This window comes from Radiobacillus sp. PE A8.2, from assembly GCF_045635475.1.
Classification (GTDB): Bacteria; Bacillota; Bacilli; order Bacillales; family Amphibacillaceae; genus JBJGXI01.
The window spans coordinates 17,349-32,797 of sequence record NZ_JBJGXI010000033.1; the positions used below are offsets into that span (position 1 = coordinate 17,349).

Below are 15,449 nucleotides of genomic sequence, written 5' to 3' on the forward strand. Positions count from 1 at the left end.
ATTTCGTACATTTTTCTGTCAAACTGCAATTGCTTCTGGGGCTTGCTTTTTAGCTATCATAACCCATTATAGACAGGGTGACAAATTATATACGTACGGTTTAATTAAACACGACGACGTTTTGGCGGGCGGCAACCATTGTGAGGAACTGGTGTTACATCACGAATAGCAGTTACTTCAAGACCTGCAGCTTGAAGTGAACGAATTGCTGCTTCACGTCCAGCTCCTGGACCTTTAACAGTAACCTCTAAAGTCTTCATGCCATTCTCTTGAGCACTTTTGCCTGCAGCTTCTGCTGCCATTTGTGCAGCGAATGGAGTTGATTTACGAGAACCTCTAAATCCTAGTGCACCTGCACTACTCCAGCTAATTACATTTCCTTGAACATCCGTAATCGTTACAATCGTATTGTTAAAAGTTGAACGGATATGTGCTATACCCGTGTCAATATTCTTTTTGACACGACGTTTACGTGTATTAGTTCTACGAGCCATGTAAGAGTTACCTCCTTTTTAATTATTTTTTCTTGTTAGCCATCGTTTTACGTGGACCTTTACGAGTACGAGAGTTGTTCTTCGTATTCTGTCCACGAACTGGTAAACCACGACGGTGACGAAGACCACGATAAGATCCAATTTCAATTAGACGTTTAATGTTTAGTGAAACTTCACGGCGAAGATCACCTTCAACAGCGTGTTTTTCAACTGCAAGACGAATATTTGCTAATTCATCTTCTGTTAAATCACGAACACGTGTATTTTCAGAAACGCCTGCTTCTTTTAATACTTGGATAGCGGTAGATTTACCGATTCCGTAAACATATGTTAAAGAAATAACCACGCGCTTTTCACGAGGAATATCAATACCTGCAATACGTGCCATTAGCGTCGTGCACCTCCTTCTTTATTATCCTTGTTTTTGTTTGTGTTTAGGATTTTCACAAATTACCATAACTTTTCCTTTGCGTCGAATAACTTTACATTTTTCGCATATAGGTTTTACAGATGGTCTTACCTTCATCATCCATACCTCCTTATTATATCGGAGCTTATCATTTATTTGTAACGGTACGTAATACGCCCTCTAGTCAAATCATACGGAGAAAGTTCAACCGTAACCTTGTCTCCAGGTAGGATTCGAATGAAGTGCATACGAATCTTTCCTGACACATGTGCTAAAACGGTGTGACCATTCTCAAGTTCTACTTTAAACATTGCATTCGGTAACGTATCTTTAACGGTACCTTCTACTTCAATTGCATCGTCTTTCGCCATCGAGTTGATCTCCCTTCTTAAAATCAGTCAAATACTCATTGACAAACTTTGATATAGCAAAACGCAGCTTACCATTTGTTACACGACCACTTTCTAGAAGGCTGTTTTGGACTTCAGGAGAAATATAATCTATTGGTTCAATATGACTCATGTTTTTCTTTTTAGGTCTGTCATATTTTCTCTTTTCTCCATCCGCAAGCATAACAAAACGATCATCTATTGTTTGAATGACAATCGCAAACTGTCCTGCCTCACGTCCTTGTAAGATACGAACAACTTGACCTATTCGAGGCCTCGACTCTGAATCCTTCAACTACATTCACCTTCACTTAGGCTATTGTTAATACTTCAAAACCTTCTTCTGTTACAGCAATAGTATGTTCAAAATGAGCACACATTTTACCATCATGGGTGACAACCGTCCAATTATCTGCGGGAAGTTTTTTTACAAAGCGTGCCCCTGCGATCACCATTGGTTCAACGGCTAGGACCATGCCTAGTTTCAAATGCGGACCTTTATTAGGTAGACCGTAACTTGGAATATTGGGATCCCCATGTAGTTTTTTCCCTGCACCGTGACCCGCGTATTCTCATACGATACGAAACCCAAATGGTTCCTCATAGTTTTGAATGGCATGCGATATATTTGAAAGGCGGACACCTGGCTTTGCCTCATCAATACCTTTAAACAAGCTAGTCTTTGTAACCTCTAACAAACTTTTTGTTTGCTTATCTATTGTACCGACAGGATAGGTCCAAACAGAATCTCCATGATAGGAGTGCAATGCAGCACCTATATCAATACTAATAATATCTCCGTTATTAAGCACCCTGTCTCCAGGAATACCATGAACTAATTGTTCATTAACAGAGGTACAAATACTACCACGAAACCCATTATACCCTTTAAATGATGGAATTGCATCCATGCTGCGAATGAAACTTTCAGCAATTGTATCCAATTCTCTGGTTGTTATTCCGGGTTGGATGAGAGGTTTTAACTTCTCATGCGTTAAAGCAACGATTTTGCACGTCCATCGCATCCATTCAGTTCACGTGGTGATTTGCAATAAATCATTTAGATAATTCTCCAAGTTTACTGTTTATATCTTGAAATACTTCGTTTATATCTCGATTACCATTAATCGTTTCAAGATAGCCTTTTTCTTGATAGAAATTTAGTAACGGTTGTAACTGCTCTATGTTAACTTCTAATCGTTTTTGCACGGTTTCTGCTGTATCATCATCACGCTGAATGAGTGACGCACCATCTTTGTCGCAAATCCCTTCTTGCTTTGGAGGATTAAAGACTACATGATACGTAGCTCCACACGACGGACAAATTCTCCGACCTGTTAAACGCTCCAATAATTGGTCTTGAGGAACATCGATATGAAGTACAAAATCTAATGGTTGATTCATATCGGCAAGCAATTGCTCTAGCGCTTCTGCTTGAGCGATTGTTCTTGGGAATCCATCTAATAGGAATCCCTTATTACAATCACTTTTGCTCAAACGTTCTTTCACAATGCCTATCGTTACTTCATCCGGAACAAGCGCTCCTTGATCCATAAATCCTTTAGCTTTCATTCCGAGTTCTGTTCCTTCTTTCATTGCTGAACGGAACATATCTCCAGTAGAGATATGAGGGATCTTATATTCTTCTACAATCTTTTCTGCCTGTGTGCCTTTACCAGCTCCAGGCAAACCCATAAGGATTAAATTCACCGAATTCCCCTCGCTCTCAATTCCATAACATTAAGTCGCCTAGGTTATTTTATAAAACCTTTATAGTGACGTTTTACTAACTGACTTTCTAATTGTTTCATTGTTGTTAATGCAACCCCTACGACGATCAACAGACTTGTTCCACCAATTTGAATGGATTGCGGTAATCCTGCTGCCGCACCAAGCGCAATTGGTAATACAGAAACAGCTGCTAAGAAGATAGAGCCTACAAATGTTAGGCGATACATAACACGCGTTAAATACGTTTCTGTGTTTTTACCAGGACGAATCCCAGGTACATATCCACCCTGCTTCTTCAAGTTTTCTGCCATTTGTTCAGGGTTAACTTGAACAAAAGTGTAGAAGTAGGTAAATGCGATAATCAATGCTACGTAAATAACCATACCAATTGGTTGTGTATAGTCAAAAATGTTAGCAATAGTTGATGCGAACGTGCTATTTTCAAAGAAACTAGCGATCGTTCTTGGTGCAACTATAAATGAAATCGCGAAGATTACCGGAATAACCCCTGCTGCATTAACTTTTAAAGGTAAGTGTGTAGATTGACCACCAACAGGTGATCGATTTACTAATCTTTTAGCATATTGAACAGGTATTTTACGTAGAGCTTCTTGAATAAAGATAACTCCCACAATAACTGCTAGTATAACTAATACAATAAGCGCTACAATGATAATGTTTAAGAATAATTCATCACCAACATTTTCACCGAAGTACTGTGCATATAATGTGTTAACGCCACCCGGGATTGCTGCAGTGATACCAGCAAAGATAAGAATGGAAATACCATTTCCAACACCATGACTCGTGATCTGCTCACCAAGCCACATTAAAAATGCCGTTCCACTAGTTAACACAATTGCTATTACAAAAAATTTACCTGGACCTGGGTTTGCAATCAACTGACCACCAGTCATTGCGTTAAACCCGATCGACATTGCAATTGCCTGAATAAAAGCAAGAACAATCGTTCCATAGCGGGTAAACTGAGCTAATTTTTTTCGGCCTACTTCACCTTGTTTCTTCCATTCAGTGAACTTAGGTACAACGTCCATTTGCAATAACTGCATAATGATAGATGCTGTAATGTAAGGCATAATCCCCATTGCGAAAATGGAGAAGTTTTTTAGTGCTCCGCCCCCGAATGTATTCAGGAATCCGAAAACACTTTGCTCGTTCATAAAGTCAATTGTATTTCTATCTGTAAATGGTACTGGAATAAATGTACCAAGTCGAAATACGATTAACATTAAAAGTGTAAAGATGATCTTTGATCGAATGTCTGCCACGCGCATAAAATTGGAGATTGTACGAAACATTAAATCACCTCAGTTTGACCGCCCGCTGCTTCTATAGCTTCTTTAGCAGAAGCTGAGAACTTGTGAGCTTTGACAGTTATTTTTTTCTCTAGTACACCATTACCAAGTACTTTAATACCTGCTTTCAGCTTGCTTACAACACCTGTTTCAAGTAGCAATTCAGGTGTTACTTCTGTGCCATCTTCAAAACGATTCAATGTTTCTAGGTTAACGATTGCGAACTCCTTACGGTGGATGTTTGTAAATCCACGTTTAGGAAGTCTTTGGAATAAAGGCATTTGGCCACCCTCGAAACCTAGACGAACGCCTCCACCCGAACGAGACTTTTGTCCTTTGTGACCGCGCCCTGAAGTTTTTCCATTACCAGAAGACATTCCGCGACCTACACGGTTACGTTCTTTTCTAGCTTGTGATGGTTTTAATTCATGAAGTTTCATGCGAGCACCTCCTCTTTGCGCTAATAAGTTTTTAAACTTCTTTAACCGTAACTAAATGAGATACTTTGTTGATCATTCCACGAAGGACTGGCGTATCTTCACGTACGATTGATTGATGAATCTTATTTAATCCAAGTGTTTTGACAGTAGCCTTTTGCACTTCTGATCTGCCAATAACGCTGCGCTTGAGGGTAATTTCTAACTTTTTAGACATAACTTTCCCTCCTTATCCTAACAGTTCTTCTACAGATTTTCCACGTAGTTTAGCAACTTCTTCGGCACGCTTAAGTTCTTTTAAACCATTAATCGTTGCACGAACCATGTTAATTGGTGTATTTGAACCTAAAGATTTAGATAAAATGTCACCTACACCTGCAAGCTCTAATACCGCACGAACTGGTCCACCAGCGATTACTCCAGTACCTTCTGCAGCTGGTTTCATTAAGATGCTACCTGCACCAAATCCACCCGTAACATCATGTGGAATTGTTGTTCCAACGATTGGTACTGTAATGAGATTTTTCTTTGCATCATCAATTGCTTTTTTGATCGCGTCTGGTACTTCTTGTGCTTTACCTGTACCAAAGCCTACATGGCCATTCTTGTCTCCAACTACTACTAAAGCAGCAAAACGGAAACGACGACCACCTTTAACTACTTTCGCTACACGATTGATCGTTACTACGCGTTCTTCAAGATCTAATTTATTCGGATCAATGTTTGTAAGCAATATATGTCCCTCCTTTAACAATTAAAATTCAAGACCTGCCCTACGAGCAGCCTCTGCTAATGCTTTAACACGTCCGTGATATAAATATCCGCCACGGTCAAAGACCACGTTTTTAAAACCATTTTCTGTTGCACGAGTCGCAATAAGTTCGCCAACTTTTTCTGCTGCTTCAATATTACCTGTAGATCCTGCGTCAAAACCGTTGTCTACAGTAGAAGCGCTAGCGACTGTTACGCCATTTACATCATCAATTAATTGTGCATAGATGTGTTTATTTGAACGGTATACGTTTAGACGTGGGCGTTCTGCTGTACCGGATAGGTTTTTGCGAACACGCAAATGTCTTTTTCTACGAACCGAATTTTTATCTGGTTTAGTGATCATCTAGGTCACTCCTTTCTGCTTGCTAACTTGCCTTACTTAGCAGTTTTACCTTCTTTACGACGTACATATTCGCCTTCGTAACGAATACCTTTTCCTTTATAAGGCTCAGGTGGGCGAATGGCTCTAATATTAGCAGCTACCGCACCAACTGCTTCTTTATCAATACCTTTTACGATAAGCTTCGTGTTTGTAGGAACATCAATTTCAATACCTTCACGTTGCTCAACTTCAACCGGATGTGAGTATCCAGCACTAATAACAACCTTCGTTCCTTGCTTTGTAGCACGATAACCGACACCTTGAATTTCTAATGCCTTCTCATATCCTTTATGGACACCTTCAACCATGTTACCAATTAGGCTACGAGTTGTTCCGTGTAAAGCACGGTGTAGTTTGTTATCACTTGGACGCTCAACTGTAAGAATATTATCTTCAATTTTCACTTTCATGTCCTCATGGAACGTACGAGTAAGTTCACCTTTTGGACCTTTAACTGTAATTGTGCTGCCGTCAATTTTAACTTCGACGCCTTCAGGGATTTCTAACAATTTAAGACCTATACGAGACATTCATTGCACCTCCTAACTTCGTATTGTAAATTACCAAATATATGCTAGCACTTCGCCGCCAATAGCTTGCTCACGTGCTTCTTTATCAGATAATACGCCTTTAGACGTAGATACAATTGCAATGCCAAGTCCGTTCAATACTTTTGGAATTTCATCAGCTTTGGCATAAACGCGTAGACCTGGTTTACTGATACGCTTCAACCCAGTAATAACACGCTCTTCATTTGCACCATACTTAAGAAAAATGCGTATAACACCTTGTTTATTATCTTCAACGAATTCATAATCGCGGACAAAGCCCTCGCGCTTTAGAATATCTGCAATTTCTTTTTTAAGTGTTGATGCAGGAAGTTCTAATTTCTCATGGCGGACCATGTTTGCGTTACGAATACGAGTAAGCATATCTGCGATTGGATCTGTCATAACCATTATTCATTACCTCCTTCCCTAATCGGGGTTTACCAGCTTGCTTTTTTGACACCAGGAATTTGACCTTTATAGGCAAGTTCACGGAAACAAATACGGCAAAGTTTGAATTTACGTAATACTGAGTGTGGACGTCCACAACGTTCGCAACGTGTATACTCTTGTACTTTAAATTTAGCAGTGCGCTTTTGTTTCGCTATCATTGATTTTTTAGCCACAATTTTCCCTCCTTCTTGAGCTTACCGCTTAATTTTGGAAAGGCATGCCAAGCTGAGTTAAAAGTTCGCGTGCTTCTTCATCAGTGTTAGCTGTTGTAACGATGACAATATCCATTCCGCGTACTTTATCGACTTGGTCGTAGTTGATTTCTGGGAAAATCAGTTGTTCTTTCACACCTAAAGTGTAGTTGCCGCGACCATCAAAAGCTTTTTTAGAGATCCCGCGGAAATCACGCACACGTGGAAGTGATACAGCGATTAGCTTTTGAAGGAACTCATACATACGTTCACCACGAAGGGTTACTTTTGCACCGATCGGCATTCCTTCACGTAAACGGAAACCAGCGATTGATTTCTTAGCTCTAGTTACCATTGGTTGTTGCCCAGAAATTAGTGCTAGTTCTTCTACTGCCTTATCTAATGATTTTGTATTTTGTACAGCATCTCCAACACCCATATTAATAACAATTTTATCTACTTTTGGTACTTGCATTACAGAGTCATAATTGAATTTTTCAATCATAGATGAAACTGTATCATCTTGATATTTTTGTTTCAATTCGTTCACCTGTTAGCCCTCCTTTCATCGCTATTTATTTATCTAATGTGTCACCTGATTTTTTAGCGATACGTACTTTCTTGCCATTACGTACTTCGTAGCCGACACGAGTTGGTTCTCCCGATTTAGGATCTATCGGCATTACATTTGAAACATGAATAGGTGCTTCTTGGCTAAGAATTCCACCTTGAGGATTATCCTGTGATGGTTTCGCGTGTTTCTTAATTATGTTAACACCTTCAACTAAGACACGTTCTTTTTTAGGATAAGATTCTAGGATTGTACCTAGTTTACCTTTATCCTTGCCAGAGATTACCTTAACTTTGTCACCTTTTTTTACATGCATACCTGTCGCACCTCCTTAACAAGGCTATCAATATCTATATCCGCATCTCTCTTAAAGTACTTCTGGAGCAAGAGAAACTATTTTCATAAATTTTGCATCACGCAATTCACGTGCAACTGGTCCGAAGATACGAGTACCTCGTGGACTTTTATCGTCACGTATAATTACCGCTGCGTTTTCGTCGAATTTAATGTAAGAACCATCTTTACGTCTCATACCAGATTTTGTTCTTACAATAACAGCTTTAACAACTTCACCTTTTTTGACAACGCCTCCAGGTGTTGCTTGTTTCACCGTGCAGACAATTACATCTCCAATATTAGCAGTCTTGCGGCCTGAACCTCCAAGAACTTTGATCGTTAATACTTCACGAGCTCCTGAATTGTCTGCTACTTTTAACCGACTCTCTTGTTGAATCATATCGCAGTAACCTCCCTTCGGAATGCTTCCGAGCGAACTTTATTAAATAATAACCGCTTCTTCTACCACTTCAATTAAACGGAAACGTTTAGTTGATGAAAGTGGACGAGTTTCCATAATGCGAACAATATCACCTGTTTTAGCTTGATTGTTTTCATCATGTGATTTGAATTTCTTTGAATACTTAACACGTTTTCCATATAATTTATGGAATTTATATGTTTCAACTAGTACAGTAATTGTCTTATCCATTTTGTCAGAAACGACACGACCAGTATAAACTTTACGATTGTTACGTTCAGTCATTCGAGGCTAACCTCCTCTCATTTATCCGTTTTTTACGCTTAGCTCTCTTTCACGTACAACAGTTTTCAAACGCGCAATTGATTTGCGAACTTCACGAAGACGTGCTGTGTTTTCCAATTGACCTGTAGCTAATTGGAAACGTAGATTGAATAGTTCTTCTTTCAATGACTTAACCTTTTGTTCAATTTCGGCAGTGGTTAGTTCTCTAATTTCATTAGCCTTCATTGATTTCACCACCAATTTCTTCACGTTTTACAAATTTTGTTTTAATCGGTAATTTGTGAGAAGCAAGACGTAAAGCTTCACGAGCCACTTCTTCAGAAACACCAGCAATTTCAAACATAATTTTCCCTGGTTTAACAACTGCAACCCATCCTTCAGGAGCACCTTTACCAGAACCCATTCGAACCTCTAGAGGCTTAGCAGTATATGGCTTATCAGGGAAGATTTTAATCCAAACTTTACCGCCACGTTTCATATAACGAGTCATTGCAATACGTGCAGACTCGATTTGACGGCTAGTGATCCATGATGCATCTAGTGCTTGTAAACCATACTCACCAAAAGCAACTGTTGTACCACCTTTTGCTTGGCCTCTCATTTTACCACGATGTTGTCTACGATACTTTACACGTTTAGGCATTAACATAATGCTTGCCCCCTTCCTTATTTTTTGTTTCTTGTTGGAAGGACTTCTCCTCTGTAAATCCACACTTTAACACCGAGTTTACCGTAAGTAGTATCGGCTTCAGCAGTACCATAATCGATATCTGCGCGAAGTGTGTGTAGAGGCACAGTTCCTTCACTATAATGTTCAGCACGTGCGATATCCGCTCCACCTAAACGACCAGATACTTGTGTACGAATACCCTTTGCACCTGCACGCATTGCGCGTTGGATTGTTTGTTTTTGTGCACGACGGAAAGAAATACGGTTTTCCAATTGACGAGCAATGTTCTCAGCAACTAGTTTCGCATCTAAATCAGCTCTTTTTACTTCTACGATATTGATATGGACACGTTTGCCAGTTAAAGCGTTCAAAGAATTACGAAGCGCTTCTACTTCTGAACCACCCTTACCAATAACCATACCTGGTTTAGCTGTAGAGATCGATACGTTAACGCGGTTTGCCGCACGTTCGATTTCGATACTTGAAACAGCTGCATCTTTTAGACGTTGCTCAATATATTCACGAATCTTAATATCTTCATGCAATAAGTCTGCATAGTCTTTGCCAGCGTACCATTTTGATTCCCAGTCACGAATAACGCCAACACGAAGTCCTATAGGATTAACTTTTTGACCCACAGATTATCCCTCCTTCTTTTCTGATACTACCACAGTGATGTGGCTTGTTCTTTTATTAATCTTACTAGCACGACCCATAGCGCGAGGACGGAAACGTTTCATAGTAATCCCTTCATCTACAAACGCTTCAGACACTACTAGACTGTCAGGGTTCATTTCATAATTGTGTTCTGCGTTAGCGATAGCAGATTTTAATACCTTCTCAACAACCGGTGAAGCACCACGTTGTGTATGATTTAATATTGCAATCGCTTCTCCAACTTGTTTTCCTCGAATTAAATCAACGACTAATCGAACTTTACGAGGAGCAATACGAACGGATTTTGCAACAGCTTTAGCCTGCATGAAGAGTACCTCCTCTCATTAGCGTTTTGTTTTTTTATCATCGCCTGCGTGTCCCTTATACGTTCGGGATGGCGCAAACTCACCTAATTTGTGTCCTACCATATCTTCAGTTACATAAACCGGTACGTGTTTACGACCGTCATATACCGCGATGGTGTGACCGATGAAATTAGGGAATATTGTAGAACGACGTGACCAAGTTTTAACAACTTGCTTCTTGTCATCTTCGTTAAGTTTCTCAACCTTTTTTAATAAGTGATCATCCGCAAAAGGTCCTTTTTTTAAGCTACGACCCATACGTGAACCTCCCTTCGTGACTGATGGACGGGCGTTAATCCCCGCCATTCAATCCCGTTATTTTTTACGTTTACGAACGATGAATTTATCTGTAGATTTATTCTTTTTACGCGTTTTATAACCAAGTGTAGGTTTACCCCAAGGTGACATTGGTGATTTACGTCCGATTGGCGCACGTCCTTCACCACCACCGTGTGGGTGATCATTAGGGTTCATTACAGAACCACGAACTGTTGGACGAATACCTTTCCAACGAGAGCGACCTGCTTTACCTACATTGATTAATTCGTGTTCTAGGTTTCCTACTTGACCTACTGTAGCGCGACATGTACTTAGTACTAAGCGCACTTCACCAGAAGTAAGACGAACTAGCACGTATTTATCTTCACGACCAAGGATTTGCGCTTGAGCACCTGCAGATCTAGCTAGCTGAGCTCCGCGTCCCGGCTTTAATTCTACGTTATGAATAATAGTACCTACTGGAATATCTTCTAATTTCAGTGCGTGACCTACTTTAATGTCAGCACCTTCACCAGATAGAATTTGATCTCCTACTTCTAAACCTTTCGGAGCTAAAATATAACGTTTTTCACCATCAGCATAGTGAATTAAGGCAATATTAGCGGTACGGTTAGGATCGTATTCGATTGTAGCAACGCGTCCTGGTATTCCATCTTTGTCACGCTTAAAATCGATAATACGATATTGACGTTTGTGACCGCCGCCTTGATGACGAACAGTTAATTTACCTTGGTTGTTACGGCCACCACGTTTGTGTAATGGGCTTAACAAGGATTTTTCTGGCTTATCCGTTGTGATTTCAGCGAAATCAGATGCTGTCATCCCACGTCTACCATTAGAAGTTGGTTTATACTTCTTAATCGCCATCTTCGTTTCCCTCCTTCTTTAAATAGTTATTTACTCGACACCTTCAAAGAAATCTAGTTCTTTGCTGTCTTGAGATAATTGTACAATAGCTTTTTTACGATCTGAGCGAAAACCACCGTATTTACCCATGCGCTTGAATTTACCTTTTAGGTTCATTGTGTTTACTTTCTCCACTTTAACACCAAAAACTAATTCAATTGCACTTTTAATTTCAGTTTTATTCGCTTTAGGACTTACTTCAAACGTATATTTTTTCTCTGCCATTAAGTCAGCAGAGTTTTCAGTAATAACTGGGCGCTTAATAATATCACGTGGATCCTTCATTATGCAAGCACCTCCCCTGCTTTTTCAGCTGCTTCTTTTGTTAAGATCAGCTTGTCATGCGTAAGCAAGTCTAGTACATTTACTTCACTTACAGTTAATACTTTTACGTTAGGCAAGTTATTAGCAGAACGAGCAACAACTACATCAGTATCTGCAGTAACGATTAGTGCTTTTTCATTAACATTTAAAGCAGATAATAAATTAACTACTTCTTTTGTTTTTGGTGCTTCAAAAGCAAGTGCTTCTAAAACTACCAAGTTCTCTTCTTGTACTTTAGAAGATAGTGCTGATTTAAGCGCTAAACGGCGTACTTTCTTTGGTAACTTGTAGCTGTAACTACGTGGAGTTGGGCCAAATACAGTTCCACCACCAACCCATTGTGGAGAGCGAATAGAACCTTGACGTGCACGTCCTGTTCCTTTTTGACGCCACGGCTTACGACCACCACCACGAACTTCTGAACGGCCTTTCACCGCATGTGTACCTTGACGTAGAGATGCGCGTTGCATCACTACTGCGTCATGTAACACAGAAGTATTTGGTTCGATTCCGAAAACAGCATCATTTAATTCTACATCGCCAACTTGCGATCCAGCTTGGTTATAAAGTGCTACTTTAGGCATGACATATCCTCCCTTCAATATATAATTAGTTACCTTTAACGGCACTTGTTATTTTTACATAAGATTTTTTTGCACCAGGTACATTACCTTTGATTAAAAGTAGGTTACGTTCTGTATCTACTTTAACAACTTCAAGGTTTTGTATCGTGATTTGTTCTCCACCCATTTGTCCAGGAAGGTTCTTCCCTTTAAATACGTGCATTGGGTCAATAACACCCATTGAACCCGGTCTTCTATGGTAACGAGAACCGTGTGACATTGGTCCACGAGATTGGTTGTGGCGCTTAATAGAGCCCTGGAAACCTTTACCCTTCGAAGTTCCTGTTACATCAACGACATCGCCAACAGCGAAAACGTCTACGCCGATCTCCTGACCTACTTCATATGTTTCAAGATCCGCGTCACGGAATTCACGAATGTAGCGCTTAGGCGTTGTGTTCGCTTTTTGAGCATGGCCTTGTACGGGTTTATTCGCATTGTTTTTCTTTTGATCAGCAAATCCTAATTGGACCGCTTCATAACCATCATTTTCAGATGTCTTCTTCTGAAGTACTACGTTTGGCTCAGCTTGAACTACAGTTACTGCGACTAATTCGCCATCTTCTGAGAATAGCTGAGTCATGCCGATTTTGCGACCTAAGATTCCTTTCGTCATCCGTTACACCTCCTAATAATTAATTCTTTATAGTTTGATTTCAATATCCACACCAGACGGTAAATCAAGACGCATTAATGAGTCAACCGTTTGTGGTGTTGGGCTTACGATATCAATAAGACGCTTGTGTGTGCGCATTTCGAACTGCTCACGAGAATCTTTGTATTTGTGTACTGCACGCAAGATTGTATAGATTGTTTTTTCTGTAGGTAGTGGAATCGGTCCAGATACATTAGCACCAGAGCGTTTCGCAGTATCTACAATTTTCTCTGCAGACTGATCAAGAATACGGTGATCATATGCTTTTAAACGAATTCTTATTTTTTCTTTTGCCATTATTTTCCCTCCTTTTCGCCCATTTTTATAATAGACTTTCTCCGCGAAAATTTTCTTAACAACCCGCCATGGCAAAGGGGCCGGGTGTGTCAACAACCTTCCGCATCATCGCCTTTTATGACCAACATTACATATTATATAGAATTATAGGTATGAATGCAACCATAAATTGCAGAAATTTATTCATAGATTAACACCTAAATGATTATACATGAAAGTGAGCACAGATTTCAAGTCCACGTAATCTTTTTGCTTTATTTACCAGTATAATATCCGCGTTCTCTACTATTATCGACTTACTACTCAATTATTAGACGCATGAGAATGAACAAAAGTGCGGTGTGCCAGTTTAGCGACGCATGGACTTGGACTCGAAACAATAAAATCATTTGTTTCTGCGGTGTATATTCATTTTAGCTTTCCTTAGTGCGATTACTCGTCCCACCGAAGACATTTGGACTGAGCCGTAGGACAAGGAAGACTTCGGCCGCATCAACCTCGCACGAAGAAAATTGGTTTTTATTTTCAAGCAGATAAAGGAAACACGATCAGCGTAAGCGAATCGATGTTGATTTATTGTACGGAGTTAGGTGTTGTCTCGCTAGTCGCTGGATGTGGCTAAATAACTTAGTAAGAATATACAGTTGTTTAATTTTATATATTCCAAGAAAATAATAAAACAGGCAACGATTAGATCGCTGCCTGTTAGGTTTTAAGCTATTAAGCTAAATTACTTCGTGATTTTAGCAACAACGCCAGCGCCTACTGTACGTCCACCTTCACGGATTGAGAATTTTGTACCTTCTTCAATCGCGATTGGAGAGATAAGTTCTACTGTCATTTCTACGTTATCACCAGGCATTACCATTTCAACGCCTTCAGGAAGGTTGATCACACCAGTTACATCCGTTGTACGGAAGTAGAACTGAGGACGGTAGTTCGTGAAAAATGGAGTGTGACGTCCACCTTCTTCTTTAGATAGTACATAAACTTCTGCTTTGAAGTCTGTGTGTGGAGTGATTGTACCTGGCTTAGCAAGTACTTGACCACGGTTGATATCATCACGAGCAACCCCACGAAGAAGTGCACCAATGTTATCTCCAGCTTCAGCATAATCAAGAAGTTTACGGAACATTTCAACACCAGTTACAGTTGTTTTAGATGGTGCTTCAGCAAGACCGATGATTTCGATCTCGTCACCAACTTTAACTACACCACGTTCTACACGTCCTGTAGCAACTGTTCCACGACCAGTGATTGAGAATACGTCCTCAACTGGCATCATGAAAGGTTTTTCAGTGTCACGATCTGGTCTTGGGATGTACTCATCAACAGCATCCATTAATTCGAAGATCGCATCTACATATTTCTCGTCGCCTTCAAGTGCTTTAAGAGCAGAACCTTTGATTACTGGTACATCATCACCAGGGAAGTCATACTCAGAAAGAAGGTCACGAACTTCCATTTCTACTAATTCAAGAAGCTCTTCGTCATCTACCATGTCACATTTGTTTAAGAATACTACAACCGCAGGTACACCAACTTGACGAGAAAGTAGGATGTGCTCACGAGTTTGTGGCATTGGACCATCAGCAGCTGAACAAACTAGGATTGCTCCGTCCATTTGTGCTGCACCTGTGATCATGTTTTTAACATAGTCAGCGTGTCCTGGGCAGTCAACGTGTGCATAGTGACGAGTTTCAGTTTCATACTCAACGTGTGCAGTTGAGATTGTGATTCCGCGTTCACGTTCTTCTGGTGCACCATCGATTTGGTCATAAGCACGAGCTTCACCAATACCGAATTTGTTGAAAAGTACAGTTGTAATTGCTGCAGTTAAAGTTGTTTTACCATGGTCAACGTGTCCAATTGTACCAATATTAACGTGGTCTTTTGAACGATCAAATTTTGCTTTACCCATTTATAGTTCCTCCTT

Annotated in this window: 29 protein-coding genes and 1 pseudogene; all 30 read right to left on the minus strand. The window is 40.0% G+C overall.

The features are described 5' to 3' along the window. Positions 1–104: 104 nt before the first annotated feature. A complete protein-coding gene (gene rpsK / locus ACI6MV_RS16480) occupies positions 105–494 on the minus strand; it encodes a 30S ribosomal protein S11 (protein WP_407271421.1) in 390 nt (129 codons plus the stop codon). A gap of 22 nt (positions 495–516) precedes the next feature. After that, complete coding sequence (gene rpsM, locus ACI6MV_RS16485; RefSeq protein WP_407271422.1) at positions 517–882, minus strand: 30S ribosomal protein S13; 366 nt, start codon at positions 880–882, stop codon at positions 517–519. Between the two features lie 24 nt (positions 883–906). Beyond that, a complete protein-coding gene (gene rpmJ, locus ACI6MV_RS16490) occupies positions 907–1,020 on the minus strand; it encodes a 50S ribosomal protein L36 (protein ID WP_003156543.1) in 114 nt (37 codons plus the stop codon). A gap of 35 nt (positions 1,021–1,055) precedes the next feature. Beyond that, positions 1,056–1,274, minus strand: coding sequence for a translation initiation factor IF-1 (infA, locus tag ACI6MV_RS16495; RefSeq protein ID WP_407271423.1), 219 nt, complete (start codon positions 1,272–1,274; stop codon positions 1,056–1,058). Further along, positions 1,252–1,587, minus strand: coding sequence for an RNA-binding protein (locus tag ACI6MV_RS16500; protein ID WP_407271424.1), 336 nt, complete (start codon positions 1,585–1,587; stop codon positions 1,252–1,254). The genes infA and ACI6MV_RS16500 overlap by 23 nt, the downstream gene beginning before the upstream one ends. Positions 1,588–1,603: 16 nt before the next feature. After that, a pseudogene (gene map, locus ACI6MV_RS16505) lies at positions 1,604–2,352 on the minus strand (type I methionyl aminopeptidase). Next, positions 2,349–3,002, minus strand: coding sequence for an adenylate kinase (locus ACI6MV_RS16510; protein ID WP_407271425.1), 654 nt, complete (start codon positions 3,000–3,002; stop codon positions 2,349–2,351). Before ACI6MV_RS16510 ends, map begins: the two are co-directional and overlap by 4 nt. A 44-nt stretch (positions 3,003–3,046) precedes the next feature. Continuing rightward, a complete protein-coding gene (secY, locus tag ACI6MV_RS16515; RefSeq protein ID WP_407271426.1) occupies positions 3,047–4,342 on the minus strand; it encodes a preprotein translocase subunit SecY in 1,296 nt (431 codons plus the stop codon). After that, on the minus strand, positions 4,342–4,779 hold the full coding sequence (gene rplO / locus ACI6MV_RS16520; protein ID WP_407271427.1) for a 50S ribosomal protein L15: 438 nt from the start codon (positions 4,777–4,779) through the stop codon (positions 4,342–4,344). The genes secY and rplO overlap by 1 nt, the downstream gene beginning before the upstream one ends. A 31-nt stretch (positions 4,780–4,810) precedes the next feature. Next, complete coding sequence (gene rpmD / locus ACI6MV_RS16525) at positions 4,811–4,993, minus strand: 50S ribosomal protein L30 (RefSeq protein ID WP_407271428.1); 183 nt, start codon at positions 4,991–4,993, stop codon at positions 4,811–4,813. Between the two features lie 12 nt (positions 4,994–5,005). Then, positions 5,006–5,509 (minus strand): 30S ribosomal protein S5, encoded by a 504-nt coding sequence (rpsE, locus tag ACI6MV_RS16530; RefSeq protein ID WP_407271429.1) that lies wholly within the window; start codon positions 5,507–5,509, stop codon positions 5,006–5,008. 21 nt (positions 5,510–5,530) lie between these two features. Further along, positions 5,531–5,893 (minus strand): 50S ribosomal protein L18, encoded by a 363-nt coding sequence (gene rplR / locus ACI6MV_RS16535; RefSeq protein WP_407271430.1) that lies wholly within the window; start codon positions 5,891–5,893, stop codon positions 5,531–5,533. A gap of 32 nt (positions 5,894–5,925) precedes the next feature. Beyond that, positions 5,926–6,462, minus strand: coding sequence for a 50S ribosomal protein L6 (rplF, locus tag ACI6MV_RS16540; protein ID WP_407271431.1), 537 nt, complete (start codon positions 6,460–6,462; stop codon positions 5,926–5,928). Between the two features lie 30 nt (positions 6,463–6,492). After that, positions 6,493–6,891 carry a 30S ribosomal protein S8 gene (gene rpsH / locus ACI6MV_RS16545; protein WP_407271432.1) on the minus strand — a complete coding sequence of 133 codons (399 nt, stop codon included), beginning with the start codon at positions 6,889–6,891 and terminating at the stop codon, positions 6,493–6,495. Between the two features lie 29 nt (positions 6,892–6,920). Next, complete coding sequence (gene rpsN, locus ACI6MV_RS16550) at positions 6,921–7,106, minus strand: 30S ribosomal protein S14 (protein ID WP_407271433.1); 186 nt, start codon at positions 7,104–7,106, stop codon at positions 6,921–6,923. Between the two features lie 28 nt (positions 7,107–7,134). Further along, positions 7,135–7,674 (minus strand): 50S ribosomal protein L5, encoded by a 540-nt coding sequence (gene rplE / locus ACI6MV_RS16555; protein ID WP_407271434.1) that lies wholly within the window; start codon positions 7,672–7,674, stop codon positions 7,135–7,137. A gap of 25 nt (positions 7,675–7,699) precedes the next feature. Further along, positions 7,700–8,011 (minus strand): 50S ribosomal protein L24, encoded by a 312-nt coding sequence (gene rplX / locus ACI6MV_RS16560; RefSeq protein ID WP_407271435.1) that lies wholly within the window; start codon positions 8,009–8,011, stop codon positions 7,700–7,702. A gap of 51 nt (positions 8,012–8,062) precedes the next feature. Further along, the gene (gene rplN / locus ACI6MV_RS16565) at positions 8,063–8,431 is read right to left on the minus strand and encodes a 50S ribosomal protein L14 (RefSeq protein WP_407271436.1); all 369 of its coding nucleotides are present in this window, start codon (positions 8,429–8,431) and stop codon (positions 8,063–8,065) included. A gap of 42 nt (positions 8,432–8,473) precedes the next feature. Further along, positions 8,474–8,737, minus strand: a complete 264-nt coding sequence (rpsQ, locus tag ACI6MV_RS16570; protein ID WP_407271437.1) for a 30S ribosomal protein S17 — start codon at positions 8,735–8,737, stop codon at positions 8,474–8,476. Positions 8,738–8,758: 21 nt separating this feature from the next. Beyond that, positions 8,759–8,962: a 50S ribosomal protein L29 gene (rpmC, locus tag ACI6MV_RS16575; RefSeq protein WP_407271438.1), complete on the minus strand. Its 204-nt coding sequence runs from the start codon at positions 8,960–8,962 to the stop codon at positions 8,759–8,761. Further along, positions 8,952–9,386, minus strand: a complete 435-nt coding sequence (gene rplP / locus ACI6MV_RS16580; RefSeq protein WP_407271439.1) for a 50S ribosomal protein L16 — start codon at positions 9,384–9,386, stop codon at positions 8,952–8,954. The genes rpmC and rplP overlap by 11 nt, the downstream gene beginning before the upstream one ends. Before the next feature lie 17 nt (positions 9,387–9,403). Further along, positions 9,404–10,045 (minus strand): 30S ribosomal protein S3, encoded by a 642-nt coding sequence (rpsC, locus tag ACI6MV_RS16585; protein WP_407271440.1) that lies wholly within the window; start codon positions 10,043–10,045, stop codon positions 9,404–9,406. A gap of 3 nt (positions 10,046–10,048) precedes the next feature. After that, complete coding sequence (gene rplV / locus ACI6MV_RS16590) at positions 10,049–10,390, minus strand: 50S ribosomal protein L22 (protein ID WP_407271441.1); 342 nt, start codon at positions 10,388–10,390, stop codon at positions 10,049–10,051. Between the two features lie 18 nt (positions 10,391–10,408). After that, complete coding sequence (rpsS, locus tag ACI6MV_RS16595) at positions 10,409–10,687, minus strand: 30S ribosomal protein S19 (RefSeq protein ID WP_407271442.1); 279 nt, start codon at positions 10,685–10,687, stop codon at positions 10,409–10,411. Between the two features lie 57 nt (positions 10,688–10,744). Continuing rightward, positions 10,745–11,575, minus strand: a complete 831-nt coding sequence (gene rplB, locus ACI6MV_RS16600) for a 50S ribosomal protein L2 (protein ID WP_407271443.1) — start codon at positions 11,573–11,575, stop codon at positions 10,745–10,747. A 30-nt stretch (positions 11,576–11,605) separates the two neighbouring features. Further along, positions 11,606–11,899: a 50S ribosomal protein L23 gene (gene rplW, locus ACI6MV_RS16605; protein ID WP_407271444.1), complete on the minus strand. Its 294-nt coding sequence runs from the start codon at positions 11,897–11,899 to the stop codon at positions 11,606–11,608. Beyond that, a complete protein-coding gene (gene rplD, locus ACI6MV_RS16610) occupies positions 11,899–12,522 on the minus strand; it encodes a 50S ribosomal protein L4 (protein ID WP_407271445.1) in 624 nt (207 codons plus the stop codon). The genes rplW and rplD overlap by 1 nt, the downstream gene beginning before the upstream one ends. Positions 12,523–12,547: 25 nt before the next feature. Beyond that, positions 12,548–13,177 carry a 50S ribosomal protein L3 gene (gene rplC / locus ACI6MV_RS16615; RefSeq protein ID WP_407271446.1) on the minus strand — a complete coding sequence of 210 codons (630 nt, stop codon included), beginning with the start codon at positions 13,175–13,177 and terminating at the stop codon, positions 12,548–12,550. A 27-nt stretch (positions 13,178–13,204) separates the two neighbouring features. Continuing rightward, positions 13,205–13,513: a 30S ribosomal protein S10 gene (rpsJ, locus tag ACI6MV_RS16620; protein ID WP_407271447.1), complete on the minus strand. Its 309-nt coding sequence runs from the start codon at positions 13,511–13,513 to the stop codon at positions 13,205–13,207. 730 nt (positions 13,514–14,243) lie between these two features. After that, the gene (tuf, locus tag ACI6MV_RS16625; protein ID WP_407271448.1) at positions 14,244–15,434 is read right to left on the minus strand and encodes an elongation factor Tu; all 1,191 of its coding nucleotides are present in this window, start codon (positions 15,432–15,434) and stop codon (positions 14,244–14,246) included. Between the last annotated feature and the right edge of the window lie 15 nt (positions 15,435–15,449).